Raw genomic sequence first — 25,926 nt, forward strand, 5'->3', positions numbered from 1 at the left:
CCTGCCCTTTTTTTTATTTTCCGATTAGTGACTGGCCACAAACCCGCACAACGTTTCCATTGACGCCACCGGATGCGGGGCTGCAAAGCCAGGCAATGGTTTCTGCGACATCTACCGGCTGGCCGCCCTGAGACAGGCTGTTCATGCGCCGTCCGGCTTCGCGCAATGTTATAGGCATGGCTGCTGTCATCCGGGTTTCAATAAAGCCCGGGGCTACTGCATTTATGGTAATGCCGTTCCTGACCTGACGGGCCATGGCGTTTACGTAGCCGATTACACCGGATTTAGCTGTTGCGTAGTTGGTTTGTCCGAAGTTTCCGGCGATGCCGCTGATGGAGGATATGCACAGGATACGTCCGCTTTCGCGAAGTAATTCCCGCCCCATCAGTTCCTCATTGATGTGTTCCTCGGCCGTGAGGTTAACCGCGATGGTCATATCCCAGAAATGCTCGGGCATCTTGCCCAGTGTTTTGTCACGGGTGATGCCCGCGTTGTGAATGAGCAGGTCCACGCCACCAAAATGCTCTTCTATAAAGTCCGCAATCTTTGCAGGAGCTCCTTTGGCAGTAATGTCGCAGGAAAGAGCTTTGCCATTAATAGTGTGAACTACTTGTTCGAGCTCATCCATGGCCGCTTCAATGTCCAGTCCAATGACAGTGGCTCCGTCCCGGGCGAGAGTTTGCGCAATGGATGCGCCGATCCCCCTTGAGGCGCCTGTTACCAGTGCCACTTTGCCGGTAAGCGGTGCAACCGGATTAACTGTTGGTGCATCAGCAGCTTTGCCAATACGTACAGTCTGGCCGGATACATAGGCGGACCGGGCAGACAGAAAGAAGCGGAGGCTGGACTCCAGTTGCTTTTCTGCATTGGGTGCCATCCAGAGTAGGTTGGCGGTTGCTCCTTTTTTGCCTGCTTCTTTGCCAACGCTGCGAGTAAAGCCTTCCAAAGCCTGCTGTGCCGCAGCCTGGGAGGCTTTGCGGCAAGTGGCCGGATCCTGGCCTACAATCAAAACACGGGCATTCATGCCGAGCTTTTTGATAGTGGGGTGGAAGAAATCGTACAAGGCGCGTAAATCTTCAGAGCTTTTCAGGCCGGTTGCGTCGAATACCAGAGCTGAGAGTTTTGTCTGGGTGTCTGAGGTCAGTTCCCACGCCTGTGCCTTGCTGCCGGCTTTTGACGAATCTTCAAGCGTTGCTTTGCCGCTGGCACTATAAAGAGTAGCGGCGCTGGCGCTGAGCACGCTGCCAATTGCCGTTATGGCTTTGCCGCCGTTACCTGCCCCAACCAGTACATTGCCTTCAATAAATGGCTGGTCTGCGCGTCTGAGTCGTTTTAACGGTACGGGAGAGGGCAGGCCAAGGGATTGAGCGGCGGTTTTGCCGATCGGAGTATTAACCAGTTTGAGGTAGATGTCAGACACGACTTCGTCCTTGCGTTGCATTGATTGAAGGGGGGGGCGCACGTTTCGTTTCAACGATAGGCTTTTATCATGGCACAGGCCCTGGAGCCCAACCAGAAGAAATCAGCAGCCCCGAAAACGTCAGGAAAGGGTATTGACGACACCCTGTAAGGATAAATTTCCGTAAAGTGGGAATAGTCTTTGACAGATGGGCTCAGGCTCCGTAATATGCGCGCCACGGTGATCGAGAGATTGCCAACAAGTTTGATGCGGGGTGGAGCAGTCTGGTAGCTCGTCGGGCTCATAACCCGAAGGTCGTAGGTTCGAATCCTGCCCCCGCTACCATATAAAAGAAAGGCAGATCAGTAGCTTACTGATCTGCCTTTTTTCGTTTTTGTCTCTTCTTCTTCCGGTTCGGCCAATCGCAGTAATGCGGTATGTCTTTGGTTGTATCACAGCACTGCGGTAAGCAGCGATCTGTGCTGATGCGAAACTGATCCAGTGCTTTCTGCAAATCTGATCGTTCTCCTGTCTCCTGGTGTGGTGTGCCAGTCTCTGGTTTCAGGGAAACAGGAGAGCCCCTGTAGGCGGGGGTGTTGATATGCAAACTTTATACTGACCGCGGGTATACATGTCGCCTTTATGTGCTTATTTTATGTGTCCGCCCTAAAGTAAAGAATAGACTATGGTATATGATCGTTTTGATTGACTTGAGAGTCTGCGTCAGTTATCGAATAGCTACCTTGAAGCCTTATTTATCTCCGGCCTGATACATTTTGGTTGCTCTCTGTGCGGGAGTAGTTTTATGGGCATGTATTGGGAGATATTTCAATGCTGACGTGAAGGGTAAAGTCCGGAATTAAGCTGGAAAGGCCTGGAGAGTCAGTATTTACGGGCCTTCAGGGTCAACTCCTTTGAGCGGTAAGCTGCTATTTTTTCTGATAAAAGCCGGGAAATCTATCTGCTTTGTAACTGCCTCGTTACCTGTTGTTACATATTTCCGCATTAATGCTCAGTGCGCTGACGTTTTAAAAGATTTTGTAAAACAAAGTTTTATATTTAATCGGTATTATTGAATTCATTGATTTTATTTCACGCCTGTTATTTATAACCATGGAAATAATATGACCGAAAGTGAGCAATATTGCCTCCTTATGCTGCTCAGAAAAGTGAAGCGTGACCAGAGCAACCTGCACATTAAATTCAAAAGCGGTGGTCAGATGGTTGTGTTGGGAAAAGAGGGCTTGTTCAGGCAGGACGGGTGCAACTTGAAAAGCCTTGTTCAGGCTACACCTGCCAATACCGTGGTCAGAAAAATAGCAAAAAAATCTCCTGTTATAGATGGCGTTAAAAAAAGGGGGCGGGAGTTACGCGAACTGCAATGGATGCTTGCCTATGAGATGTCCGGTGGAAAACTGCTGTTCGACGCTAAGGACACACACGTTTTCAAAATTGATCGATGGCCGAATTTTACAAGGCTACCGCACTCTGACAGCTGTTTAAGGATGGCCGCATTTCTTGGCAAGCGCGCGACATCTGTTGCGCTGGTGTCAAAAATACTGGAAATACCTATCGAGCAGGTCAGACGCTTCTATGTTGCATCCCGGGAGGCCGGTTACACCGTTGCCCTGAATGAAAAAGCCGAAGTGACTGAGGTAGGTGCTAAATGGATCAACCGTGCTCTGATCTCGTCGTTGCTGATGAAGCTTAAGCGGGTGCCCTCCGATGTCGCATAAGATCATTTTCAGTGGCTCCGTCGGTGCCGGGAAAACCACAGCGATTGCTGCCATCAGTGACAAGAATGTTGTGTCTACTGACGCCAGGGCCAGCGACGATGTGAAGTTGAAGAAGGCGACGACAACGGTTGCAATGGATTACGGCGTTCTCGAACTGGAGGGCGGTACCCGTATTCATCTCTATGGCACACCTGGTCAGCAACGCTTTGACTATATGTGGGAGATTCTCAGTGTTGGAGGGCTGGGCCTGGTCATTCTCGTCGATAACACAGCGAAAGACCCTGTTGGCGAAATGGATTTTTATCTCAGGAACTTCAAGTCCTTTCTCAAGGAAAAGCCTGTTTGCGTTGGTATAACCCGAATGGACCTGGCGCCTGAACCCCGGTTGGACGATTACCAGCAAAAGCTGATCGAACTTGGACGTTACGCACCCGTCTTTGAGGTTGATGCCCGGAACGCAAATGATGTTAAGACGCTGGTTCGTAGCCTTGTCAATATGATTGCTGTCGGGGCCTGAATGAACAGCATTTTGTCTCTTAAAGCATTTGGCGTTGGTATAGGGGAGCGCACCATTCTTGGCGGGATTGATCTTGAGGTTCCCGAGAAGGGTGTTACATCGCTGTTTGGTCCAAGTGGTACGGGAAAATCAACACTCATGAGAACACTGGCAGGCCTGAACGATGCCAGTCCGAATCTGCGGACCTGGGGTGAGGCTCTTTATGCCGGAACCTTCCTTGGTGGCGGAGAACGACCCGCAATGCTGGTACAAAGCGCAAGGCTCCTGGCTGCAAACGTATTGCAGAATATTTTGCATGAAGTTCCTGAGCGATCTTCACTTGGTTTGGCGCAGCAAAGGGAACTGGCCGTCCGGTTATTGGATGACTGGGGCCTGCCGGAACTCAGTGACAGGCTCTACGAGCCCGCAGTAAAGCTGGATCTGGCTCTTGGCAGGTGCCTTTCCATCATGCGCATCTGTGCTCCGAACCCTAAAATGATCTGCCTTGACGAGCCGACAGCCGGTTTGGACCCGGAGGGTGCGGAAAAAGTGCTCAAGGCTGTCAAATTACAGGCTGAGAAGCGGGCGGTATTGATGACACTGCATAACCAGGCTCAAGCCGAGTACCTGGGTGGTAAAGCAGTGCTCACAGCTGGCGGTTATGTGCAGGAAGAGGGGGCAGCCGAGAGCTTTTTCAAGGCACCGAAAACTGAGATCGGGGCAACATTTGCAAGAACCGGCTCTTGCAGTGTGCCGTCACCGGATGCACTACCTGAAGATCTGTCTCTGGATGCTCCAAAACCCAGAGTCTTACCCAAAGAGGCCTCCAGCTACGTGAGTGATAGTTTTGGCCCGCGTGGTTTTTTGTGGATTAAAAAAGGCATCCTGGCCGGCACGCCAAGACCAGGAGTCTTTTACGATGAGGAATACGACGTCAAGTCCTTGAGCCGGGTGGAAATCAATCATCTCATCACGCTGACTGAGCCGCCGCCTAAAGAGCTGGCGGTAAATGGAGATTTACTGGGTCAGTACGGCATCGAAAACTCGTGTTTTCCTATACCTGATATGGGGGCGCCGACGCTGAAGCAAGCCTTTAGCATCTGTAAGACCATTGATCAGTTGGTTAAAAACGGTGACAGGGTTGCCGTGCACTGCAAAGCCGGGATGGGGCGGACTGGCACTGTGCTCTGTGCTTACCTGATATGGGAGGGGGACGATGCCATTACTGCACTCGAACGAGCCCGTAACATAGAGCCTCGATGGGTTCAGTCAGAGGTGCAGGTAGCGTTTCTGGAAGCTTTTGAGGACGTTGTATGTCAGGCATCGAAGGAGCGCCCCAGGTCATGAAAAAAGATATTTGGCAGGTTGAATCGGACGACGGCTCAGGTGTGTTGAGTCATGACGATATTTTTTTCGATGATGAATCAGTTAGTGGGCAGGTTGAGTATACAGATGATGACGATTCTGACCTGTTGGCTGTCGATAGTGCACAGGAAGAGACCAGGGATTTTGAAGAGATTGTTAACTTGCAAAGCTCCGTTTCGGAAAGTGCCGAGGCAGAGAGAACCAACAGAGAGAGAAAATCAATGTCTGAATTTGATGATGCTATCGCTAAAGCCGTGTCTAATATTCCTGAGTGTTTAGCAGGCGGTGTTGTGGATCTGGAGAGCGGTATGCTGCTGGGAGTAAAAACAGTGGATTCCCATCCGCAGGAGGTGCTGGATATGCTTGCTGCGGCGACTCAGGATTTGTTCCAGGGACAAAACGTGGTGACTATTGAAAACACCTTCAAGAAGGCCCGTGGCCTCGAAATGGATGATTATCATTATTTTAAGGAAATCATCGTTAACTCTGAAAACCTTATTCATGTGTTTATCCGGGGGAAACAGCACTCCCAGTACGTGATGACTTTTGTGTGCCGTCTGTCGGCTAACCTTGGCATGGTGTTGACCAAGGCTCGCGCTCAAGTTCCTGTGTTGGAAGCCGCCATTTAAAGAGAATGTAGCTCAGCCCTTCCTTAGCGTAGATGAAATTGCCTGACGGCCGGAGTTCCCGGTCGCGGGTATTGTTAAACCATGGATTGACCATTATGAGCACAAAAAAGGAAGAGCTGCTTCTTCCTGTATTGAGGCGATTGAAGACATCTTCCGGTGGCGATATTGAGGCATCAGCTGTAGTCACCAGAGATGGGCACATACTTGTGTCTGATATGAAGCCAGGAACAGATGTTGAGCGATTTTCCTCTATGTGTGCGTCGCTTTTCGCTTTGGCTGAGCAGAGCCTGAAGGAAATAGCTATCGGGGATATGCGGCAGGTTATGATCATGGGGGGTAACGGGATGTCCGTACTTACCCATGCCGGGTTAGATGCGGTTCTGGCGCTATCTACCTCTTCCAAAGCTATTCAGGGTAGAGTGCTTATGGAATCCAAAAAAACAGCCGTTGAAATTGGTCGTCTCCTGGGTGATGTTCAGTAAAGGTCACACGACCAGAGTGCGGAAAGCCCCGGCAGGTCAAAGGATGGATAACGTTGTCCACTGTAAAGATTGAAAAAGAGCTGGAAATGCTATGCCAGAGGTCCAGCGATATCCGGTTATGCATGGTCGTTTCATCTGACGGGCTCGTTATTGCCCATCAGGGCAATGTAAGTGAGCCGGACCTTTTTGGTGCCTATTTTTTAGAGCTCAAGGTGGTTTGTGAAAAGATTCTTACGGAACTGGAATACGAAGGAATAGAAGAAATTTACATTCGCTCGAAGTCTGGAGCGATAACGCTTTTCCCTATCTTCGACAAAGGGTATCTGGCGTGTATGTCATCGGCTAGCATGAACGCAGGTAAAGCTCAGATTCTGGCGTGGAAGTATGTCAGAAAAATCACTGAATGTTTCTGAGTACTTTGACAGTTTGCTCTCAGCGGCTGAAAATTTCCCGGGAGCGCTGATGAATTGCGGGCAATTACCCGGCGTGATGCCGGGATCAGAAGGCAGGCCCGTTTTTTACTGGTCTGCCTTTTTCATTTTGCTGTCTTTCATGTGATCTTTCATTTCGTCTTGCATCGGCTTTTTGTTGTGATCCATAGTTTCACCATTGTCTTTCATGTCCATGGCGTCTTTCGCCATACCATCGCCTTCCATCTTGTGGCTCATTTTATCTTTCTTCATATCGCCATGTGCCATAGACGATTTCATATCGTCTTTCATTGCGTTTTCCCCGGCATCCATGTTACCAGCCAGAGCAGTGCTTGCCATAAAACCGAATACGCAGGTTGCAGCGATTGTCATGAGTTTGTTCATTGTTTGTTCTCCTGGGTGATTTCGGCCTGCCCGGCGAGCCGGCCTGGGAACAATGATGTGCGGTCGCTGTAACGGGGCAATCACGAGGTGTTCAAAAATTTATAGCGGAACCTTAACGAATCTGTAACGGGCGGCAATATCTGTGCTTTCGTAATGCCCCTATGGAAGCTGCTCCCGCCAGCGCTTGACCCTGACCTGGACTTTGATAGCGTCAATGATTTCAACGATCAGCGCGATGAGGGCCTCGTTTCTGGCCTCTGTACTATCCGGCTTGCCCGGCCCCCGAATGAAGGTGTTCACTATGTCTTCAATAAAGGCGTGGTTTGATGAAGAGGCAAGATCTTCAAGAATCTGTTGGATAACATTCGCGACAATATCACCTACTGCATCTTCCAGGGTTTCCTGAATGGTTGAGCCCACAACGGGCAGATATTTCAATCGCGACAGTTCCACATTCTGCTTCAGGGCATGATTAACCCTGTCTTCCAGGTAGCTTCTTAAGGCCCCACGGTTAGGGACATAGCCTTCTTTAGCAGCCTCGGCTACCCGTTGTGAGATCCAGCCGGATAGCATCTCCCGCCGCGGATAAAGAATGTCGTTCTGGATTTTCTCAAACAGCGGAGAGCCGAGTTTTAACTCATGCTGAACACCACTCAGCACTTTCACCACAATGCGATCTGATAGTTCCTCCATGAAGGCTTCGTAGTAGAAATTTACGAAGCGGTAGATGCCGGTACTGGTAACGTCGATGATCTTGTACTGGTGCAGGCGATACACAATGGAAATAACCCGCAGAATCCGCAGGAACCGCAAGCTTCCGACCGGGATACAACCCACAAGATCGTACCAGTGAATAAAAGGGTAAAAGTACCAGCGGTCGTACACTTTGGTCCGGATGGCATAGCCCCAGCGAACAAAGAATTCGGTCAGAAAGACCGTTACAAACATGAAATCATAGAAGATGAAATTTTCGTGTACAGGCTGATACAAGGAGTGGAATGCAGGTAGCTGCTCTTTCAGAACACTTTGAATGGCGGCAAAGTTATAGATTGAATCCCAGATTATAAATGCGAGGTTGATGATCAGAAGGCCCAGCATCAGGAAGTCGATAATGAACCAGGTAAGCTGGTGACTGGATTTCAGGTTCTCGCGGTTTATTTTCAGCATTCGCTGGTATCCGTCCTCTGTGGTGTAATAGCGCTCGCAGATCGTTTCACAGGTTAGCGTATTTGAACCCGGCCGACGAATTGTCCCGGCGCGGATTAACTTGACCGGTCGACATTAAACTCTCACGCTTGAGCGATAATCACTTTCATCATTCCCATTGCGACCAACACTGAAACAGCCGGATGCTATTATTTGATCACATTTTGAAATCTGGTCTGATCCGGCTGCCGGGCCTGCTGCTTTTGCTGTGGTCTACTCTGAGTCTGGCTCAGCAAGTGGAAGTTAGCGTTGATGGGGACTATCCGGAGCTCCAGGAAAATGCTGAAGCGTTCATCGGCGAGGTAGATGGCCGGAGTGCCGGTAATCTTCGTCGATACGCCTCTACAGCAGTTAAGCAGGCCGGTAAGGCATTGCGCGCGCTGGGTTATTACAACCCCACAATGACCTGGAAAATAGATGAGGGTAGTTCGGATGACCTTCCCCGGTTGCTTCTGAATATCACGCCCGGGGATCCGGTCCGGATTAAATCCCGAAATGTTGAGATTCGCGGCGAGGCCGCTTCGGACGCACTTTTCACCGACAACCTGCCTGAGCACCCTGCCAAAGGCGATGTCCTGGATCATGGCGAATACACCAGTCTCCGGAATACCCTTCAGACCCGCGCGCGGCGTCGAGGCTACTTTGATGGCCGGTTTGTTACCCGTACTCTTGAAGTAGATCCTGAAGCCGGTACTGCCGATATTACGATTGTGTTTGAAAGCGGTGACCGGTATCGGCTTGGAACAGTTACCTATGAAGAAGGATATTGGTTCGATCGTCGACTCCTTGATGAGTTTGTGACGTTTGAACCGGGCGTTGCCTATCACGCAGATCAAATAGCAAAACTCAACAGCGATCTTCTTGGCAGTGGTTATTTTTCAGGTGTGGACATAGATGCCACGCCCGGGAGCGCAGAAAATGGTGTGATTCCTGTTCGGGTAGGGCTGACTCGCCGAAAACCCCGGTCCCTGGCCACCGGCCTCGGCTTTTCTACAGATGTAGGGCCTCGCTTCCGGGGTACCTGGAGGGAGCACTGGATTAACCCGATGGGGCACCGGCGAGGTGCTGACACTGAACTGTCAGAGCCCCGACAGAATCTGAGTACCTGGTATGAATTGCCGCTTGATCCTCCCATGACGGATCTGATCCGGCTTACGGCGGGTTATCAGCGTGAAGATATCGAGAATGTTGAATCAGAACTACTGACACTGGGACAGCAATGGCAGCATCAGCTCGATGAGGGCTGGCTGCAGGTGTTGTCTGTGCGTTGGGAAGGCGAGCGTTTCAACATTGGCGATGATGAAAAAGGAACCAGCTCCCTGCTGTTACCCGGTGTGGGCTATTCCAAACTGCAGGTTGACTCGCCGCTGGATCCGTCCCGGGGATATCGTTTGCAGTTTGATGTGAGCGGCTCCCACAGAGCAGTGCTTTCCAATGTTGATATCCTGCATGTTAACGCCATTGCCAAAGGTCTGTTTACACTCGGGGGTAGACATCGCTTTCTGTCGCGTTTTCAGTTCGGGGGTGTAGCGACTAACCAGTTTGAGGATGTACCCCCTTCGCTGCGTTTCTTTGCCGGTGGTGACCAGAGCGTTCGCGGCTATGCCTATGAAAGCTTGTCTCCGGAAAATGAAAACGGCGTCAAGGTAGGTGGCCGCTATACCATGGTGGGTAGTGCGGAATACCAGTATCAGTTTGCAGAGAAATGGCGTGCGGCCCTGTTTGTTGACCATGGCAACGCGATTAATGATCTGCTTGATCCCCTTGCGACGGGTGCAGGCGCCGGTATTCGCTGGATCAGCCCTTTGGGGCCCTTGCGTCTGGACATCGCCAAGGGGCTGGACCCCGAGCTTGGTGGCGGCTGGCGGATTCACTTCTCAATGGGGCCGGAGCTGTGACAGAAGCACATAAGGCCAACGGAGCGTCGGATAACGCAGAGCCGTCTCAGAGTATGCGGAGGGGGCGTCTTCGGTTCTGGTTGCTGCTGCTCATCGGGTTGTTCGTGCTCTTACCGGTGGTGCTGGTTTCAGCAATCTTGCTGGCATTGCGTTCAGAGCCGGGCACTGCCTGGGTTATTGATCAGATACCCGGGCTTAGCGCTGTTAATGACCATGGCTCCCTGTTCGGTACCTGGCAGGCGGATCATCTTGAGTGGCGGGGGTACGGCGTTGATGTGGCGGTTGAGTCACCGGTCATCGATTGGTCACCGTCCTGTCTTTTTGATCTGCAAGTATGCCTGGAAACGTTTCATTTAAAGCAGCTGGACGTCAGTGTGCAGCCATCCGGACAGGAGTCTGCCCCGGCCGGGGACATCAGTCTGCCAGAACTGGAGTTACCCCTGGGGCTTCGGGCCAATAGTGTGATATTGGGCAGGTTCACATTCAATGGCAGCAAAGTGTGGGACAGGTTTGAGCTGGGTGCTGGTGGTTCCGGGGCTGACTGGAAACTCGAGCGGGTCTATTATCAGCTTGATGATTATATCGTAGTGGCTTCCGGCCGCCTTGAAACGCGTCGGGACTGGCCGGTTAATCTTGAGGTAAACGCCAGCCTGCCGCCGCCCTATGGTGAAACCTGGACGGTTGACCTGGCGCTTTCGGGCAGTGTTCGGGACCTGGTACTCGCAGGCCAGAGCCGCGGCTACCTGAACGCCGCTCTCGAGGGCAAGGTTCAGCCATTGGCGGCAGATCTGCCGGCACGATTGCGGATAACCTCGAAAGAGTTCCGGGCGGCCGAAGCCTTGCCCGAAACCCTGATACTGAAAGACTGGTTTGTTGAGGCCAGGGGCAGCCTGCAGCGAGGATTTACAGCGACCGGGAAGGCCAGGCTTCCGGGCACAGAGGGGCCGGTCGATCTGGCGCTCGCCGGCCTGGTAACTACTGTTGAGGCTCGCGATATCCGGCTGGAGCTTTCCTCGACGGATGGGAGCGCCCAGGGTGATACCGATAAGACACCGCAAACACTTGTGGTTACCGGTAGTGCGCAATGGCAGGGCGGGCTCAGTGCAGAAGCAAAGGTACAACTCCGCCAGTTCCCGTGGTACTCACTGATTGCTGGGATGGACAAACCGCCCGTTGCGCTTCAAAAACTGGACGGTGATGCCGTTTGGCGTGATGGTCGTTATCGGGCGAACCTGACAGCTGAAGTTGACGGGCCTCTGGGCCCGGCAGAGTTGGCGACGGCTATTGATGGTGATATGAATCATGTGCGGTTGGCGGAACTTTCTGCATTGACGGGAGCTGGCTCGCTTTCAGGCGATGGCTCTGTGAATTTTTCCGGCCCGCTGACCTGGCAGGCAGCCCTGGATCTCACGAATTTCAATCCCGGGTATTGGGTGCCAGTTCTTGAGGCAAGTCTCAGTGGTCAGGTCACCACAGAAGGGCAGCTTACAGGCGGGCCGGTTCCAGCGATGAAAGCCGACTGGGATCTGGATGGGCAGTGGCGCTCCAGCCCGACGGTTGCTACTGGTCGACTTGACACCTCAAGCGGTGACTGGGTTGTGCCGGAACTGACACTGATTGTTGGTGACAACCGCCTCGAAGGCAGTGGTAAGTGGGGCAGGGAGTTGCAGGCTAATCTGGGGCTCAAACTGCCGGAACCGGAGAAAATACTTCCGGGGCTTGGTGGAGAAGCGGAGCTTCAGCTCAAGCTTGCAGGAACCTCCGGTGCCCCCCTCGCAGAGTTAACGGCAAGTGCGGTCAAGCTGCGCTGGCAGGACCTTCTGGTGGTTGACAGTTTAAGCCTGGATGCGCAGCTGGAATCCGGATTTCGTATGGATACCGAATTGCGGGGCAAGGGTATTGTTATTGCGGGGCAGAATATAGAGTCTCTTTTGGTCAGGGCTGAGGGTACCCGGAGCGGCCATGCGGTTGCTGTTGATGTCCGTCACGAAGAAGCTCGAGTGCAGCTGGATTTTCAGGGTTCTGCCGCTCAGTCCTGGGCAAGCTGGCAGGGAGAACTGGCTCGCGGTGTTATTGATTTGCCGGGACCGGAGCAGAGCTGGTTGCTGGAATCGCCCGCCGGGCTGGATTACGCAGACACCGGAGAGCTCAGGTTTTCGGCTCACTGCTGGCGCTGGCAGCAGAGTTCTGTTTGTGCAGATGACCAGACCCTGCTGCCGGTACCTGTCATTGCCTACCGTATTGATAGTCTGCCTGCCTCGGCTTTGGCTCCGCTCCTGCCAGAGACCTTACGCTGGTATTCGGATATTAACGGCCAGGTTGGCTTTACTTCCACTGAAAATGGCCCCGATGGCAACATAACGCTCGATGCCGGTGAAGGTAGATTTGAGCTTCTTCTGGATGGTGAGTGGGAGAGTCTGGGTTACGACACACTTGCGACAGAACTGCATCTCAAACCGGATGAGGCGGACGTCGCGTTGCGGGTGTCGGGCCCTGAACTGGGTAGTCTTTCGGCGAGTATGACCCTGGATCCTATGGCGGATGGCCGCCCGGTTGAAGGTCAGTTCAGGCTGGAAGGTCTTGATATAGCGTTGGCGGGGCTTTTCGCCGGGCTTGAAGAGGTGGCCGGAGAGGTGAACGGTGAGGGTCGCATCTCCGGGCCGCTGATGAAGCCTGCGGTACATGGAGAGGTAAGTTTAACCAAGGGCCGGGTCGTGGATCCTCGCCTGCCTTTGCCCATGGATGAAGTGACCGTGAGTGTTGAACTGGACGGTTATTCTGCGGAAGTCAGCGGGCGGATTGGCAGCAACGGTCACAGTGAGGCCTTTATCCGCGGCGGGATTGACTGGCAGGATGCACCAGGCGGTGAGATCCGTATTACTGGTGACAGGCTGCCGTTCAGCCTGGAGCCATACGCTCACCTGGAGGTAACGCCGGATTTTGCTATTGAATTCCGCAAGGGAGCCTTGCGTGTGGAAGGCCGAATCGAAGTGCCTCGGGGTAGTATCGAGATAAAAGGTTTGCCGGCCCAGGCTGTCTCGGTTTCCGAAGATGAAGTTATTGTCGGAGTAGAACCGGAGGAGCCCCTTGTCCGCTCCATCGATATGGATGTCACTGTTGTTGTGGGTGAAGACCAGGTGAGTTTTGTTGCGTTCGGTGTGACAGGTGATCTGGAGGGCACACTGAGAATAGGTAACGATATGGACACCCGGGGCACACTGCAGCTTGTGAATGGCCAGTATGAAGCCTACGGCCAGGAGCTGGAATTGCGGCGCGCCCGATTGTTGTTTGTTGGTAGTCTTGTTCAACCCTACCTCGATATCGAAGCTGTCAGGCAAGTCGATACGGTCGTGGCGGGGATTCGCCTGAGTGGCTCGGTTCAGTCACCAACTACCGAGGTATTTTCCAGTCCGGATATGCCCCAGTCAGATGCTCTGTCTTATGTGGTGCTTGGTCGGGCACCGGGGGGGCAGACGGATGATGGCCAGATGAGCCAGGCAGCAATATCTCTGGGACTGACTCAGGTAAATAAGGTAACTGGCGAGATCGGAGAAGGTTTTGGTATTCGCGACCTGACGCTGGAAGCCGAGGGCAGTGGAGACCAGGCGTCGGTTGTCGCGAGTGGTTATCTGACCGACGAACTGAGTATCCGCTACGGGGTGGGAATTTTTGAACCGATCAGCACCGTGGCACTGCGTTATGATCTGGGCAAACACTTCTATCTTGAAGCTGCCAGCGGCCTGGCAGCTTCTCTGGATATTTTCTATACCCGGGATTTCTGAGTTCAGTCCAGTTCAAACGTCGCATTTACCGATGCGCTGATTTCCCGTTCTCCGACACTGGAGATGGAGTCGGCCCCTCTTGCCTCGGATGCCATCATCATTGGCACGGGGCGATGGCCACCATTGACGTTGATAGATACTACGTCTCCGCATTGCTGGTTCATCTGCTGAGCAACAAATTCGCAACGGGATTTCGCATCGGCCAGTGCGAGTGCCAGTGCTTCGCGCTCCATGCTCCCTTCTTCGGAGTGAAAAAACTGATGCGGGCCCAGGTTGTAATTGAGCCCGAGTGCCTGGGCCTGCTGCAGAAGCGGGTTCAGCAGCGATAAATCCGTAATGACAAAACTGATGGTCTGCGAAGCAACGGCCCGCTTTTCGGGTTCTGCTTCTCTCGTCTCGACCGGCAGCGTGCGGCTGTAAAGGTTCACCGACGCATCCGTGTACTCCTGAAGTTCCGGCCTGTATTTGCTGATTCCCTCGTGCCATTGCTGCACCATCGATGCCACCTGGGCTGTAGCGTTTGCAGGTAACTCGTGCTCTGCGGTGGCAGTGAACTTAAGGCGGGCACTGTCGGGTTCATAGCGAACCCTACCCTCTCCCGTGAGAGAGACCTCGCCGGCCATGACTAAACCAGGTGCCAGTAGTGGTAAGGCCCACCAAATAAGGGTTTTCCGATTATTTCTGGCCATCAATTATACCTCCCCATTGACGGGTTTAACGTCAGGTCCCGGTGGATTCGGGCTCCAGCCGGGCGAGTTTGAATGCCAGGGCTGCCTGAACGAATTCGCTGAAAATCCGCCGGTGCCCTCTGTGATAAAGCAGGTACTCGGGATGCCACTGCAGTCCCATCAACCATTGCCCATGTGTGCTTTCTATAGCCTGAACAAAAAGGTCATTGTCCACAGCTGTGACCTGCAGGTTTTTACCCAGACGTTTTATGGCCTGGCTGTGTATCCGGTTGGCACCAATTACCGGTGCCTGCATGAGCTTTCCCAGGCGGCTGGTACTTACAAGCTGCACGGTTTGCATGGGCAGCAGTAACGGCCTGTGCCGGGTGTTCACTCGGAGCGGCGTTACGTTCTGGCACAGGGAGCCACCATGAAATACGTTGATAAACTGGGATCCCCGGCAGATACCCAGTACCGGAATTCCGACAGATTCTGCCTGCTCCAGAAGGTTATAGTCGGTCATGTCCCGCGCCTTGTCGTAGCGTGCGCTAACCTGGGGTTCCTGGCCGTAGCGACCCGGATGAACATGTGTGCCGCCTGACAGCACCAGGCCATCCAGCATTGAAACGTCCACCCGTGCACCGGGACGGATGTAATAAGGTCTCGCACCCTGCAACCTCAGACCAAAACTGATCAGCCGCTGGGCAAAGTGTTTGCGGGCGGGGCCGCTGATGCCAATAGTGAGCCCGGGGAGGTTGTGTTCCGTAAAATCCCGCTCAGACATAGCCTTTTCGGCGCAACCAGTTTTCAGAGGTTTCCAGCCAGCTGTGTGTCAGGTTGTGCAGGCTGATCCTGCGACTTTCCCGGAACAGAGCCCGAAGCTCGCCCAGGTCATCCGCATTGTTGGCAACCTGCTCTACCACAACCCAGTCATTCCAGACGCTGGAGAAGTTCCATTCCGGGTTGTCGATGTCACAGTCCGGCAGCCGGTAATGAAGAGTGGGTCTGCTCTTGATGCGAGGGTCTGTTACGTATTTGTCGAGAAGAGGCTTGTCCAGATGGGCAAACAGCGGCAGAAGATCCAGAGCCCGGTTACGCGTGGGGTTGGAGTTCAGGTAATCCACCATCATCTGACGCTGGTCCGGGGCGTACCCCTCACGCATCAGCAGGTCCGTATAATTGTTGCTCCAGGGTTCAATATAAGGTGTAAATTTTCTGCTGATATCCAGTTGATGCCGGGCTTTGAGCCAGTCATAGGTAGCGGCAAAGGCCTGAAAGTAACGAACCAGTGTGCCCGGTTCAAGGTCTGGAAGCTCCGGGTTCAGTTGCAACCCGAACGCAAAATAGATTGCTTCCCGGCTACCCAGTGCACCAGCCTTGCGTAGTTCCTTGACCAGAGTCTCAATCTCCGGCAGTTGTGAAAACCGCATAGGCGGGCTGACAATTTCAAGTGGAACAATACGCTCAGCCGCAGCATCTATGACTTCCATTGCATGTCCTCCGAGTTCACGGAGGACTTCGGGCACGCTTTCATCTGTCAGGTCCAGATCTTTCACCGGATCCGAATCCAGTTCGATGGTAAAACAACCCAATGGTGTCTCAAGTTTACTTACGTAGCGGGATTCCAGAGCGGAGGTTCCACCAAGAAGTTTTGCTGTGAGATCTACTAGCTGCCCATAACCGAGCCCGGATAACTCAATTTCAACACCCACGCGACGTTCCTGTCCGTCAGTGGTGTTCAGAATGTCTGGCATTCTGCAGGGAGTCGCTTTGCTCATGAGGTTCACTGCCTATAGAACTGGGTGTCGGTGAATATGATGACTTTTCACCATAACATACTCATGCAGCACTGTTAGTTAAGGGGCTGCAAGAAAATAGGTCACCTGCCTTTACACTGGATAAAACACTGTATATAGTCAAATCACTGTATAAAAAAACAGGATGGATGGCGACCTGTATAAGCCGCCAAATATCAGGCCAAGCATGTATCAGCATTGCATGCAGCAAGCGGAGCAGCGCAACAATGAAGCTGACAGCAAGACAGACTCAGGTACTGGAAATTATCCGTCGATCCGTGGATGAGACCGGTTACCCGCCAACCCGCGCGGAAATAGCGGCGGAGCTTGGATTCCGCTCCGCTAACGCCGCGGAAGAGCATCTGCGGGCACTGGCACGTAAAGGTGCTATCGAAATGGTGCCTGGTGCCAGTCGGGGTATTCGTCTGCCGGAAGTTGCTGAAGACCCGGGGTTGCCTGTGATTGGTCAGGTGGCTGCAGGCAGCCCGATTCTGGCCCAGGAGCATATTGAGGACCATTGCACACTCAAACCCGAGTTCTTCTCGCCGTCAGCAGATTATCTGCTCCGGGTCAGGGGAATGAGTATGAAGGACATTGGCATTCTTGACGGTGACCTTCTGGCAGTGCATAGCACTCAGGATGTCCATAACGGTCAGGTTGTCGTGGCCAGAGTGGGTGACGAAGTGACTGTTAAACGATTCCGAAAGGAAGGTTCGAAGGTCTATTTGATTGCCGAAAATGAAGAGTTTGCGCCGATAGAAGTCGATCTCCGGGAGCAGGAACTGTTCATTGAAGGGTTGGGTGTAGGTGTTATCCGGCGCTCTGATCTGCACTGATCAGCCTGGTATAACCGCAGACGCATTGAAAAACGGGTGAATTATGGAACAGCTAAGTTTTAATCAGAACATGGCGTGGCAGCAGGGCATATTACCCAGCTCACCTTTTTTACCTGAACCGGCGCCGGAACATGCCGTCCGGAAACAACGTGCCGTCATTCGAACCCGGCAGAAACCGGGTGTCGCTGACGCCACTCCGGCTGGCAACGTGACAGAAATTATCTTGCCAGAAGGGCAGGTGGAGAACTTTCAGTTGTTGCTGCCGATGCTGACTCAGCTTAATCAGGAAAAACGCTGGCTGGCATGGATTGACCCTCCTCAGGCGCTGGTGAGCAAGTGGCAGAAAATGCACGGTATTGTTGCCGGAGAGCTTCTGGTTTTGCGCTCCACCACAGAATATCCCGCCCGTCAGCTTGCAGAAAGAGCGCTGAGTGCGGGTACCTGTCATGCAGTGGTTATGTGGACGCGTAAACTGGGTAAGACGGCCTTCGACTCGTTACAGAAAGCTGCGGCGGAGGGCAACAGCCACGGAGTCGTACTCAGGCAGCGTTGAGCGTTGTTATCAGTGCAGAGTATAAGCGGGCTGTGCGTCTGAAGCGTCCAGCTCGTCATCTTCCCAGTCAATATCGTGAGCAATATTTCCGGCAGCTTCTATCCCTGCAGCAATCATCGCTTTGGCTACAGACATATCCCGATCGTCCATCATTTCCCGGGCTTCATCTGAAAACGAAATTCTGACCAGTGGTGCACTGTCGTCGTCAATGCGCCGCAGGGCATAGTCGCCGTTGCCTAATTGTACAATTTCGAAAAACGATGGTGACATTTCATTAACCTTTTAGTGTTGAATACCGGAAGCGACGATTACCACTCGCCGTGTTGTTCTTCCAGATTTTCGGCAAACTTTTTAATGGCGTTCAGCGTATTCATCTGTGCCTGGCTGGAGCAGTCTGGCCCTGATTCTGCAGATACGGCAATAATATTTTCCGCATTAACCGTTTTCTGTGCGGTAGGTGGTCTGCTCTGCATGGTTTCCAGCTGGTCAAGATGATTCCACCAGCTTCCGGTCTCCTGCTCAAGGGTTCTTAACTGGCCTGTCTCAGTGGCCTGCTCCCCAATCAGGGTTACAAGTTCTTCCAGGGACCCGGGCTCCTCTGAGTGCTTCTGGTAGAAACGGGCAATCATCACCAGCAATATCCGTCGGGCTCTAAGTAGAAGCTCGATAGAGCCCTGAATAGCCGCTTCATGCTGCAATCGCTGTTGAGAAGTATTAACCGGGTTTCCGGTATCGGCTGCCCGCTCCGATGTTTCAAGAAGAGTTCTTGCCAGAAACAGCTTTTGTGAAATCAGCGAATACCATTGAGATGCCATTACTCGTGTCTGCCGTGGGTTTGGGGAGTCTTTGATAAGCTCCCGGCTGCGGAGATTTTGCCGAGGGTCTCTGCTCGAAACCAACTCGATAGAATGATCTGAAATCATATCATTTCGATACGCAGATTTCTTTACCCCTTCTGTATTTGACTCTATTGCTCCCGGGTGACAATAAGACACAAACAATCACTTGAAACAGATGTTTGAATTTGGCGAGAATCAACTTCTGATTATGGGTTTTGATTGTCTGGAGGGGTTAGAAATGCGAAGCCAGTTTATTGCATGCATTACAGTGCTTTCGTTTGGGTTTTCCGGGCAAGTGTTGTCAGGGGTGTCAGTAACCGAAGCCAACCGGCTCATGCAGGACCTGACTCCCGTAGGTGCTGAGCGGGGAGCAAATGCTTCCGGCAGTATCCCTGAGTGGACTGGCGGGTTGGTTGAGGCGCCATCCAACTGGCGCGAAGGTGAGGTTGAGGCAAATCCGTTTCCGCAGGATAAAGCCTTGTTTGTAATCACTGCAGACAACATGCATCAGTATAAGGACAAGCTCTCTGAAGGGTCGATCCGGATGCTCAGCCAGTACGATCCTGGTTATTTCATGCCGGTTTATCAGACCCGCCGCACCGCCGCGTTTCCAGAGCATGTGTATGAGAAGTCGTATGAGAATGCGCTGAGCGCTGAATTGCTGGATAACGGCAACGGAGTACGGAACACTATTATGACCAGTCCGTTCCCGATTCCGAAAAACGGGCTCGAAGTCATGTGGAATCACATTCTGCGTTACCGGGGAGAAGAGGTTTCGTTTCGCAGCGCTTCAGCCACGCCGCAGGTGGATGGATCCTATAATCCGGTAATTAATCAGTATGATTACTATTTCGCCTACAGCAAGAAAGGTACAGAACTTGCTGATATTGATAACAAGATTTTCTATCTGAAGACCGATACCATTTCGCCTTCTACGCTTGCAGGTACCATTACGCTTGTACACGAAACACTTGATCAGGTGCGTTCACCGCGCCTGGCCTGGCGTTACGATTCAGGCTCCCGTCGACTGAGACGGTCACCAAATCTGGCTTACGAGACGGATTTACCTAACTCGTCATCTTTGCGCTCAGTTGATCAGAAGGATATGTATAACGGAGCTCCGAACCAGTATGACTGGGAACTGAAGGGCAAGCGGGAGTTGTACGTTCCCTACAATGCCTACAAGTTGCATGATAAGTCAGTCCGACCGGATGACGTAATCCGTGCAGGTCACATTAATCAGAAACTGGCACGCTATGAGCTGCACAGGGTGTGGGTTGTTGAGGCGAAACGCCGCACTGGTATCAAACATATTTACGATCGTCGTGTGTTCTACATTGATGAAGACAGCTGGCAGATCCTGTTATCAGAAGAGTATGACGATGCAGGAAATCTTTGGCGGGTTTCTGAAGCTCACAACATAAGCTATTACCAAGTACCCGTGTTCTGGACTACCATGGAGATGACATACGACCTCAAGGCGAAGCGCTACTACGTTGATGGACTGGATAATGATTTTCCGGCCTACAACTTTAACCCCGGATTTCGCAGTAATGAGTTTACTGCTTCTTCTGCGAGGCGAGCTGCTCGACGCTGATTGTTGTAATACAGTGTGAGATGCTGGCATTCGTCAGCATCTTCTCCGGGTCGTTCGTTCTTCACCTCTTCGTATAAGGAGAAAACGTCATGGCCGACTCTCAAGATGCCTCCAACTCTGAAAGCGAGGCTTGTCTGGTAAACTTTGATCAGCTCATGGCAGATCTCGGCCGCGCTCTGGCCGCTCAGGACTGGGATGGCCTTGTCAGCCTTAATGCCGGTGTAAAGCCAGCCACTGAACCTTTGATAGCCGCTCTGGAAGCTGGCCTCGTTGAGCCAGAGCCCGTTCGGACCCGGCTTGAAGAATTGCGTCAGTTTCTGGACGCAGCTGGTGAAGGTGCTGCCCGGGCCAAAGCTGAAGCGGAACATGCCCTGAAAGGAATGAACCGGAATCGCAATGCAGCCAAGGCATATCAGAATATTTCGGGCCCTCGACGCAAATAGCGTCATAAAATTGACTCTTTCAGTGATACCGTCTTAAATACCGCACAAATCCCCAAAGAGAATCTTGTGAATGTCCAAAAACAACAAGGTGCTGCTGCTGAGTGAGGACGAATCGAGGCTCCGAGACGTGGCGACGATTCTCGAATTCATTGGCGAAGAGCAAGTGACTGCAGGTAGTGATGCCCTGGCACTCCTTGAATCGGGAGATGAAGAAGGGCTGGCGGACATTTCTGTTGCCATTGTAAATGGCGCAGACCCGGGTGTCGTAAAGACGATTGAAGCAGTGTGCAGGGCAGTTCAGGGTGTCCCCGTTCTGTTGGTGGGTGATCCTGAACTCAAAGGGCTGGCAGAACAGGATGCTGCCCGCGTAATTGCCCGTATGGAATGGCCGTTGAATTATACCAAATTTGTGGATTCACTCTATCGGGCCCAGATTTTTGCCGATCAGTTTCGTCGCTCCAATGAGCGGGGGCAGCAACGTGGGCTGCAGTTGTTCCGGAGCCTGGTGGGCACCAGCCGGAAGGTACAACAGGTACGCCAGCTGATGGAGCAGGTGGCAGACAAAGATGTGAGTGTTCTGATCACCGGCCCCTCCGGTACAGGTAAAGAAGTGGTCGCCCGTAATCTTCATTATCATTCTTCTCGCCGGGAAAAGCCGTTTGTGCCCGTCAACTGCGGGGCTATTCCGGCGGAGCTGCTTGAGAGTGAGCTTTTTGGTCATGAAAAAGGCGCGTTTACAGGTGCAATTACCGCACGGGTAGGGCGCTTCGAATTGGCGGAAGGGGGTACACTTTTTCTGGATGAAATCGGTGATATGCCACTCAACATGCAAGTCAAAATACTTCGTGTGTTGCAGGAGCGTACGTTTGAGCGTGTTGGCAGTAACCGGACGATTTCTGCGGATGTCCGTATTATTGCGGCGACCCATAAGAATCTGGAGGATATGATCGAATCGGGTGAGTTCAGGGAAGATCTCTATTACCGGCTGAATGTATTTCCCATTGAGGTGCCGTCACTGCGGGATCGGGTAGAAGATATTCCGCTACTGATCAATGAGCTGATTTCCCGGATGGAAAAGGAAAAGCGTGGTTCCTTGCGGATGAATTCGGCGGCGATCATGAGCCTGTGCCGGCATGACTGGCCTGGAAATGTCCGCGAACTGGCGAATCTGGTTGAGCGGCTGGCAATCATGCACCCTTATTCAGTAATCGGGGTGCAGGAGTTACCGAAGAAGTTTCGGTATATAGATGATTTTGATGAGAACCGGCCGGTTGAGGATTCGGGGATGCCTTCTGGTATTCCCGGGTTGGTGGGGCTGGATGCGCCCGCTTTATTGCCGGTGAATGGTATTGATCTGAAAGATTATCTTTCGAATCTTGAGAAACAGCTTATCCAGCAGGCTCTGGATGAGGCCGGAGGCGTTGTTGCCCGGGCGGCGGAGAAACTTCGTATCCGGCGGACGACTCTGGTGGAAAAGGTCCGGAAGTATGGGCTTCGGGATGAGGAGTCTGAGGAATCCTGACCGGGCTCGGGTGTAAACTCTGGCGGTACGGGACTTTTTAAAAAGATCTCCTCCTGATCCCCTTGAGACACTTTCTATTGCCTTCGCGGTGTTTGATTTTTTTCCGCTTGTGGTTGTGACAACAAAACGTCAAAGGTTCGTAGCCTTTGGCGTTTTCTTGTTTTCAGGCGACGTAAAACCGTCGTTTACCTTCCTTTGGGTTTTCCTGCCTATTGATTTTCAAGAAAATATCCTAGTTGGCACGGAGCTGGCTTAGTAACTTTCAAAACGAATCATCCGAAGGGTGTAGTCCGGTGTAACGGGCTGATCGGGAGTCAGGTTATGAGTCAGGCACAGTTTGTCATTTCGTCAGTGGAGCATGATGCGCAGGCCAATGCGGCGGCGGATGCTAACGATAAGGTGAGAGCGTTATTTCCGCAGCAGGATGATCAGGCTGTGGATTCTGCGCTGGAAATGTTTAACCAGATGTCGCGGCAGATTACCGATTCTTATCGCACGCTTGAGTCACGGGTTAACCAGTTATCCGGTGAGCTGAGCCTGGAGTCTTTGCAGCGGCAACAAGAGCTTGAAGAGAAGGAGCAACTGGCTGACCGGCTTTCTACACTGCTGAAGGCTCTGCCTGCAGGAGTGGTGGTTCTGGATAGCCAGGGTGTGGTGTCCCAGAGCAATCCGGCGGCTATTGCGCTATTGGGAGAGCCGTTGGACGGTGAACGCTGGGTAGATGTGATTCGTCGTTGTTTCTCTCCGCGCAGGGATGATGGTCATGAGGTGTCCCTGAAGGACGGGCGCCGGGTGAGTATTGAGATTCGTACCATGGATAATCAGCCGGGGCAGTTGATCCTGCTTACGGACCTGACGGAAACCCGCCACCTGCAATCGCAACTTGCCCATGCTCAGCGGCTTTCGGCCATGGGTAAGATGGTGGCTTCGCTTGCACACCAGATTCGTACGCCTTTGTCTGCAGCGATTCTTTATGGCGGGCACCTGACTCAGGACGATCTTGATGAGGAGATGCGTCAGCGCTGCGCATCCCGGTTGATGTCACGGCTTACGCATCTGGAGCAGCAGGTGCGGGATATGTTGATTTTTGCACGGGGTGAAACCCGTCTGGCGGAAGAGCTGTCTGCGGCAACGCTGGTGTCGGCTCTGGAATCTGCACTGGAGGGAATCAAGCCTGCAGCTGGTTCGGATGTGGTAATGACAAATAACCTGCCTGAGAACTGCCGGCTGTTGTGTAACCGGGATGCTCTGGTTGGAGCCTGTACAAATCTTGTGAATAACAGCCTGGAGGCAGGCGCTACTGCCGTTGCCGTTCAGATAGTATCGGCAGCCGGCGAGCTGGTGATTCTGGTTAAGGATAATGGCCCGGGGTTTGGTAAGGCAGAATCACCCCGTTTGACAGAGGCTTTCTACACTACCAAATCCCATGGCACCGGGCTTGGCCTGGCGGTTGTGCAGGCAGTGGTGAAGGCTCATCAAGGGCAGTTTTCCATTGAATCGCCGGAGCAGGGTGGCGCTGTTGCCACTCTGCGTCTGCCGCTATTGCGTAACAAAGGCTGATCGGAGGTAAACATGGCCAAGGCCCAGATTCTGATTGTTGAAGATGACCGAGACCTGCGCGAAGCGTTGGTAACCACTCTGGAGCTTGCGAAGTTTCGCGTGCGTGAAGCTGCGAACGCCCATGACGCGCTGGCGCGTCTGGCTGAAGCTCCGGTTGATATGGTTGTCAGCGATGTCAACATGCCCGGACTTTCCGGCCATGAACTGCTGGGCGAAGTGCAGCGGTTGTATCCGGGGTTGCCGATGATGCTGATAACTGCGTACGGGCAGATCAACCATGCTGTATCTGCCATGCAATCCGGGGCCGTTGATTATCTGGTTAAACCGTTTGAGCCAAAGGTACTTGTTGATGCGGTTACCAAGGTCGTTGGCGGAAGCCGTCAAAAATCTGGCGATGAGCCGGTGGCTGAAGATCCTGCCAGTAAGCGCATATTCCAGTTGGCAGCCAAGGTGGCCGGCAGTGATTCAACAGTGATGATTTCCGGTGAAAGCGGCACAGGCAAAGAGGTTCTGGCGCGCTATATCCACCAGCAATCGCCACGGGCAGATCAGCCTTTTGTCGCAATTAACTGTGCGGCGATCCCTGAGAACATGCTGGAAGCCATTCTGTTTGGTCATGAGAAAGGCGCGTTTACCGGTGCGGTTGCATCTGCACCGGGCAAGTTTGAACAGGCTAATGGCGGAACCATTTTGCTGGACGAAGTTTCGGAGATGGACCCGGGGCTGCAGTCCAAGCTGTTACGGGTTTTACAGGAACGGGAGGTTGAGCGGGTAGGTGGGCGTAAAACCATCTCGCTGGATGTCCGTGTGATTGCGACAACTAACCGGGACCTTGCAGATTTCGTGCGGGAAGGGCGGTTCCGCGAAGATTTATATTACCGGCTGAGTGTATTCCCCATCCGCTGGCAACCACTACGAGAGCGCCCGCTGGATATTCTGCCCATGGCGACTTCGTTGTTGAAGAAGCACTGCCGCAAGATGAAGCTCACCGGTATCAGTCTTGCAGCCGATGCCCGCAACGCGTTAATGCAACACAGCTGGCCTGGCAATGTACGGGAACTGGACAATGCTATTCAGCGATCGCTGGTTCTGCATCAGGGTAATGTGATCCATGCTGAGGATCTGTGTCTTGAAATTGGCACTACCGGACGTTTTGATGGTCAGGGTATTTCTCCAGTATCTGTGTCAGCTCCTGAGTGTTCAGAACCTTTCAGGGAGGAGTTTGCGCAGCCCGTAGAGAGAGCTTCTGGCCTGCTTTCTGACTCCGGCATTTCCGGGGCAGAGTGTACACCTCCGGTATCGGTTGAAGCCGGATCGCTCGGAGATGATCTGCGTCAGCAGGAGTTCCGTATAATCATTGAGACACTCAGGAAAGAGCGTGGACGCCGGAATCGGGCCGCAGAGCAACTGGGAATCAGCCCGAGAACTTTGCGATACAAACTGGCGCAAATGCGTGACGCCGGGATTGATCTGGACGTTGAGCTGGCCACGGCCTGAGGAGTGTTGTGTAGTGCCTTTTGTTGTAATTTCCACTCATTGTAGTACCCCTTCATTGCGGCACCCTTAATGGGTGCCTTTTTTTTGAGCGTTTTTTTGTCCGGCCCAATATGTATTCTGGTCAATTTAACGTCAGTTGCCGGCAGGCCTCGGTTTTTGGCGTTGTAGGGCACCTGTCCCTGCTGTGTTAACAAGGTTATCCACAGTTGCTGTGGGTAACTGTAATGTTCCGGAATTTTGTCTTTCGACTATGAAAATAGAAATTTCCTCTGTCAAAACTCCGTCGCCGGTGATTTTCTGCATGTCTTTTTGTCTTTTAACTGGCTGTTAACAAATAAGAAAAAAATCATGGCCTGACCATTGCTTTGTTTTCATCAATAAAGTCAGATCAGCAAGCCTGCCCCTTTTGGGGTTTTGCCAGGAGAAAGTTATGGTTCAGCGTGCCGACATCAACAGCGTTCTGTCCGACATCCGTTCACTGCGTTCGCAAATGAATCAGAACCAGCGTGTTGAGCAGGATCAATCGGTGCGTGGCCGCATTGATGGCCCGCGACAGGTTGACCAGACCCGGGAAACGCCGAGTTTTGGCGAAATGCTTGGTAAAGCAGTGAACAGCGTGAACGAGGTCCAGCAGAATGCCAACGAACTACGGACGGCATATGATATGGGCGATCCCAATGTGGACATTACGCGAGTGATGATAGCCGCCCAGAAGTCTTCTGTGTCTTTCGATGCTTTGACCCAGGTACGTAATCGCGTGGTCAGCGCTTATGAAGACATCATGAATATGCCGATCTGATAACGGAG

At 52.6% G+C, this 25,926-nt stretch carries 24 protein-coding genes and 1 tRNA gene; 17 read left to right on the plus strand and 8 right to left on the minus strand.

Annotated elements, in window-relative coordinates:
* Window positions 1-13: 13 nt before the first annotated feature.
* Complete coding sequence (locus CPA50_RS04555) at window positions 14-1,420, minus strand: 3-oxoacyl-ACP reductase (protein WP_096781264.1); 1,407 nt, start codon at window positions 1,418-1,420, stop codon at window positions 14-16.
* Window positions 1,421-1,667: 247 nt separating this feature from the next.
* Here CPA50_RS04555 and CPA50_RS04560 point away from each other — a divergent pair.
* The 7 genes from CPA50_RS04560 (at window position 1,668) to CPA50_RS04590 (ending at window position 6,520) form a co-directional block, all read left to right on the plus strand.
* Window positions 1,668-1,744, plus strand: a tRNA-Met gene (locus CPA50_RS04560).
* 779 nt (window positions 1,745-2,523) lie between these two features.
* Window positions 2,524-3,135: a hypothetical protein gene (locus CPA50_RS04565; RefSeq protein WP_096781265.1), complete on the plus strand. Its 612-nt coding sequence runs from the start codon at window positions 2,524-2,526 to the stop codon at window positions 3,133-3,135.
* Complete coding sequence (locus CPA50_RS04570; RefSeq protein ID WP_096781266.1) at window positions 3,125-3,652, plus strand: GTP-binding protein; 528 nt, start codon at window positions 3,125-3,127, stop codon at window positions 3,650-3,652. Before CPA50_RS04565 ends, CPA50_RS04570 begins: the two co-directional genes overlap by 11 nt.
* Complete coding sequence (locus CPA50_RS04575; protein ID WP_096781267.1) at window positions 3,653-4,978, plus strand: ATP-binding cassette domain-containing protein; 1,326 nt, start codon at window positions 3,653-3,655, stop codon at window positions 4,976-4,978.
* Entirely contained in the window at window positions 4,975-5,625 is a 651-nt protein-coding gene (locus CPA50_RS19525; RefSeq protein ID WP_202971735.1) for a hypothetical protein, read from the plus strand. Before CPA50_RS04575 ends, CPA50_RS19525 begins: the two co-directional genes overlap by 4 nt.
* Before the next feature lie 95 nt (window positions 5,626-5,720).
* Window positions 5,721-6,107, plus strand: coding sequence for a roadblock/LC7 domain-containing protein (locus CPA50_RS04585; protein WP_179397151.1), 387 nt, complete (start codon window positions 5,721-5,723; stop codon window positions 6,105-6,107).
* A 53-nt stretch (window positions 6,108-6,160) separates the two neighbouring features.
* On the plus strand, window positions 6,161-6,520 hold the full coding sequence (locus CPA50_RS04590) for a roadblock/LC7 domain-containing protein (RefSeq protein ID WP_096781269.1): 360 nt from the start codon (window positions 6,161-6,163) through the stop codon (window positions 6,518-6,520).
* Between the two features lie 105 nt (window positions 6,521-6,625).
* On the opposite strand, the gene CPA50_RS04595 is transcribed toward CPA50_RS04590, so the two are convergent.
* Entirely contained in the window at window positions 6,626-6,922 is a 297-nt protein-coding gene (locus tag CPA50_RS04595; RefSeq protein ID WP_096781270.1) for a hypothetical protein, read from the minus strand.
* 159 nt (window positions 6,923-7,081) lie between these two features.
* Entirely contained in the window at window positions 7,082-8,089 is a 1,008-nt protein-coding gene (locus tag CPA50_RS04600) for a hypothetical protein (RefSeq protein WP_096781271.1), read from the minus strand.
* Between the two features lie 203 nt (window positions 8,090-8,292).
* Between CPA50_RS04600 and CPA50_RS04605 the strand changes: the two genes are divergently transcribed.
* The gene (locus CPA50_RS04605) at window positions 8,293-10,026 is read left to right on the plus strand and encodes an autotransporter assembly complex protein TamA (protein WP_227519486.1); all 1,734 of its coding nucleotides are present in this window, start codon (window positions 8,293-8,295) and stop codon (window positions 10,024-10,026) included.
* A complete protein-coding gene (locus tag CPA50_RS04610) occupies window positions 10,023-13,808 on the plus strand; it encodes a translocation/assembly module TamB domain-containing protein (RefSeq protein WP_227519487.1) in 3,786 nt (1,261 codons plus the stop codon). The genes CPA50_RS04605 and CPA50_RS04610 overlap by 4 nt, the downstream gene beginning before the upstream one ends.
* A gap of 2 nt (window positions 13,809-13,810) precedes the next feature.
* On the opposite strand, the gene CPA50_RS04615 is transcribed toward CPA50_RS04610, so the two are convergent.
* From CPA50_RS04615 to CPA50_RS04625, 3 genes are read right to left on the minus strand one after another with little or no spacing between them, the layout of a single operon-like run.
* Window positions 13,811-14,497 carry an SIMPL domain-containing protein gene (locus CPA50_RS04615; protein ID WP_096781273.1) on the minus strand — a complete coding sequence of 229 codons (687 nt, stop codon included), beginning with the start codon at window positions 14,495-14,497 and terminating at the stop codon, window positions 13,811-13,813.
* A gap of 31 nt (window positions 14,498-14,528) precedes the next feature.
* Window positions 14,529-15,260 carry a gamma-glutamyl-gamma-aminobutyrate hydrolase family protein gene (locus tag CPA50_RS04620; protein ID WP_096781274.1) on the minus strand — a complete coding sequence of 244 codons (732 nt, stop codon included), beginning with the start codon at window positions 15,258-15,260 and terminating at the stop codon, window positions 14,529-14,531.
* Complete coding sequence (locus tag CPA50_RS04625) at window positions 15,253-16,254, minus strand: amidoligase family protein (protein WP_096781275.1); 1,002 nt, start codon at window positions 16,252-16,254, stop codon at window positions 15,253-15,255. The genes CPA50_RS04620 and CPA50_RS04625 overlap by 8 nt, the downstream gene beginning before the upstream one ends.
* A 245-nt stretch (window positions 16,255-16,499) precedes the next feature.
* Here CPA50_RS04625 and lexA point away from each other — a divergent pair, with 245 nt between their 5' ends.
* Both lexA and CPA50_RS04635 read left to right on the plus strand, forming a co-directional pair.
* Window positions 16,500-17,108: a transcriptional repressor LexA gene (gene lexA, locus CPA50_RS04630; protein WP_096781276.1), complete on the plus strand. Its 609-nt coding sequence runs from the start codon at window positions 16,500-16,502 to the stop codon at window positions 17,106-17,108.
* Between the two features lie 43 nt (window positions 17,109-17,151).
* Entirely contained in the window at window positions 17,152-17,661 is a 510-nt protein-coding gene (locus tag CPA50_RS04635; RefSeq protein ID WP_096781277.1) for a cell division inhibitor SulA, read from the plus strand.
* A gap of 9 nt (window positions 17,662-17,670) precedes the next feature.
* Here the strand turns inward: CPA50_RS04635 and CPA50_RS04640 are convergent, their stop codons facing one another.
* A complete protein-coding gene (locus tag CPA50_RS04640; protein WP_096781278.1) occupies window positions 17,671-17,931 on the minus strand; it encodes a hypothetical protein in 261 nt (86 codons plus the stop codon).
* A gap of 38 nt (window positions 17,932-17,969) precedes the next feature.
* Window positions 17,970-18,476: a DUF6586 family protein gene (locus tag CPA50_RS04645; protein WP_096781279.1), complete on the minus strand. Its 507-nt coding sequence runs from the start codon at window positions 18,474-18,476 to the stop codon at window positions 17,970-17,972.
* A 262-nt stretch (window positions 18,477-18,738) separates the two neighbouring features.
* Here CPA50_RS04645 and CPA50_RS04650 point away from each other — a divergent pair, with 262 nt between their 5' ends.
* From CPA50_RS04650 to fliE, 6 genes are all read left to right on the plus strand, one after another.
* Complete coding sequence (locus CPA50_RS04650) at window positions 18,739-20,097, plus strand: DUF1329 domain-containing protein (RefSeq protein WP_096782333.1); 1,359 nt, start codon at window positions 18,739-18,741, stop codon at window positions 20,095-20,097.
* 89 nt (window positions 20,098-20,186) lie between these two features.
* The gene (locus CPA50_RS04655; protein WP_096781280.1) at window positions 20,187-20,540 is read left to right on the plus strand and encodes an SOS cell division inhibitor; all 354 of its coding nucleotides are present in this window, start codon (window positions 20,187-20,189) and stop codon (window positions 20,538-20,540) included.
* A 70-nt stretch (window positions 20,541-20,610) separates the two neighbouring features.
* A complete protein-coding gene (locus tag CPA50_RS04660) occupies window positions 20,611-22,062 on the plus strand; it encodes a sigma-54 dependent transcriptional regulator (RefSeq protein WP_096781281.1) in 1,452 nt (483 codons plus the stop codon).
* A gap of 321 nt (window positions 22,063-22,383) precedes the next feature.
* Window positions 22,384-23,622 carry a sensor histidine kinase gene (locus tag CPA50_RS04665; protein ID WP_096781282.1) on the plus strand — a complete coding sequence of 413 codons (1,239 nt, stop codon included), beginning with the start codon at window positions 22,384-22,386 and terminating at the stop codon, window positions 23,620-23,622.
* Between the two features lie 12 nt (window positions 23,623-23,634).
* Complete coding sequence (locus CPA50_RS04670) at window positions 23,635-25,119, plus strand: sigma-54-dependent transcriptional regulator (RefSeq protein WP_096781283.1); 1,485 nt, start codon at window positions 23,635-23,637, stop codon at window positions 25,117-25,119.
* A gap of 430 nt (window positions 25,120-25,549) precedes the next feature.
* The gene (gene fliE / locus CPA50_RS04675) at window positions 25,550-25,918 is read left to right on the plus strand and encodes a flagellar hook-basal body complex protein FliE (protein WP_096781284.1); all 369 of its coding nucleotides are present in this window, start codon (window positions 25,550-25,552) and stop codon (window positions 25,916-25,918) included.
* Window positions 25,919-25,926 lie beyond the last annotated feature (8 nt).

The organism is Marinobacter sp. ANT_B65 (assembly GCF_002407605.1).
GTDB lineage: Bacteria > Pseudomonadota > Gammaproteobacteria > Pseudomonadales > Oleiphilaceae > Marinobacter.

Coding starts and splice junctions, on each gene's coding strand:
- CPA50_RS04585 (WP_179397151.1), top strand. CDS start 5,721: ATGAGCACAAAAAAGGAAGAGCTGCTTCTTCCTGTATTGAGGCGATTG.
- CPA50_RS04600 (WP_096781271.1), bottom strand. CDS start 8,089: ATGCTGAAAATAAACCGCGAGAACCTGAAATCCAGTCACCAGCTTACC.
- lexA (WP_096781276.1), top strand. CDS start 16,500: ATGAAGCTGACAGCAAGACAGACTCAGGTACTGGAAATTATCCGTCGA.
- CPA50_RS04655 (WP_096781280.1), top strand. CDS start 20,187: ATGGCCGACTCTCAAGATGCCTCCAACTCTGAAAGCGAGGCTTGTCTG.
- CPA50_RS04665 (WP_096781282.1), top strand. CDS start 22,384: ATGAGTCAGGCACAGTTTGTCATTTCGTCAGTGGAGCATGATGCGCAG.
- CPA50_RS04650 (WP_096782333.1), top strand. CDS start 18,739: ATGCGAAGCCAGTTTATTGCATGCATTACAGTGCTTTCGTTTGGGTTT.
- CPA50_RS04620 (WP_096781274.1), bottom strand. CDS start 15,260: ATGTCTGAGCGGGATTTTACGGAACACAACCTCCCCGGGCTCACTATT.
- CPA50_RS04570 (WP_096781266.1), top strand. CDS start 3,125: ATGTCGCATAAGATCATTTTCAGTGGCTCCGTCGGTGCCGGGAAAACC.
- CPA50_RS04645 (WP_096781279.1), bottom strand. CDS start 18,476: ATGGCATCTCAATGGTATTCGCTGATTTCACAAAAGCTGTTTCTGGCA.
- CPA50_RS04660 (WP_096781281.1), top strand. CDS start 20,611: ATGTCCAAAAACAACAAGGTGCTGCTGCTGAGTGAGGACGAATCGAGG.
- CPA50_RS04615 (WP_096781273.1), bottom strand. CDS start 14,497: ATGGCCAGAAATAATCGGAAAACCCTTATTTGGTGGGCCTTACCACTA.
- fliE (WP_096781284.1), top strand. CDS start 25,550: ATGGTTCAGCGTGCCGACATCAACAGCGTTCTGTCCGACATCCGTTCA.
- CPA50_RS04670 (WP_096781283.1), top strand. CDS start 23,635: ATGGCCAAGGCCCAGATTCTGATTGTTGAAGATGACCGAGACCTGCGC.
- CPA50_RS04640 (WP_096781278.1), bottom strand. CDS start 17,931: ATGTCACCATCGTTTTTCGAAATTGTACAATTAGGCAACGGCGACTAT.
- CPA50_RS04635 (WP_096781277.1), top strand. CDS start 17,152: ATGGAACAGCTAAGTTTTAATCAGAACATGGCGTGGCAGCAGGGCATA.
- CPA50_RS04565 (WP_096781265.1), top strand. CDS start 2,524: ATGACCGAAAGTGAGCAATATTGCCTCCTTATGCTGCTCAGAAAAGTG.
- CPA50_RS19525 (WP_202971735.1), top strand. CDS start 4,975: ATGAAAAAAGATATTTGGCAGGTTGAATCGGACGACGGCTCAGGTGTG.
- CPA50_RS04595 (WP_096781270.1), bottom strand. CDS start 6,922: ATGAACAAACTCATGACAATCGCTGCAACCTGCGTATTCGGTTTTATG.
- CPA50_RS04625 (WP_096781275.1), bottom strand. CDS start 16,254: ATGAGCAAAGCGACTCCCTGCAGAATGCCAGACATTCTGAACACCACT.
- CPA50_RS04575 (WP_096781267.1), top strand. CDS start 3,653: ATGAACAGCATTTTGTCTCTTAAAGCATTTGGCGTTGGTATAGGGGAG.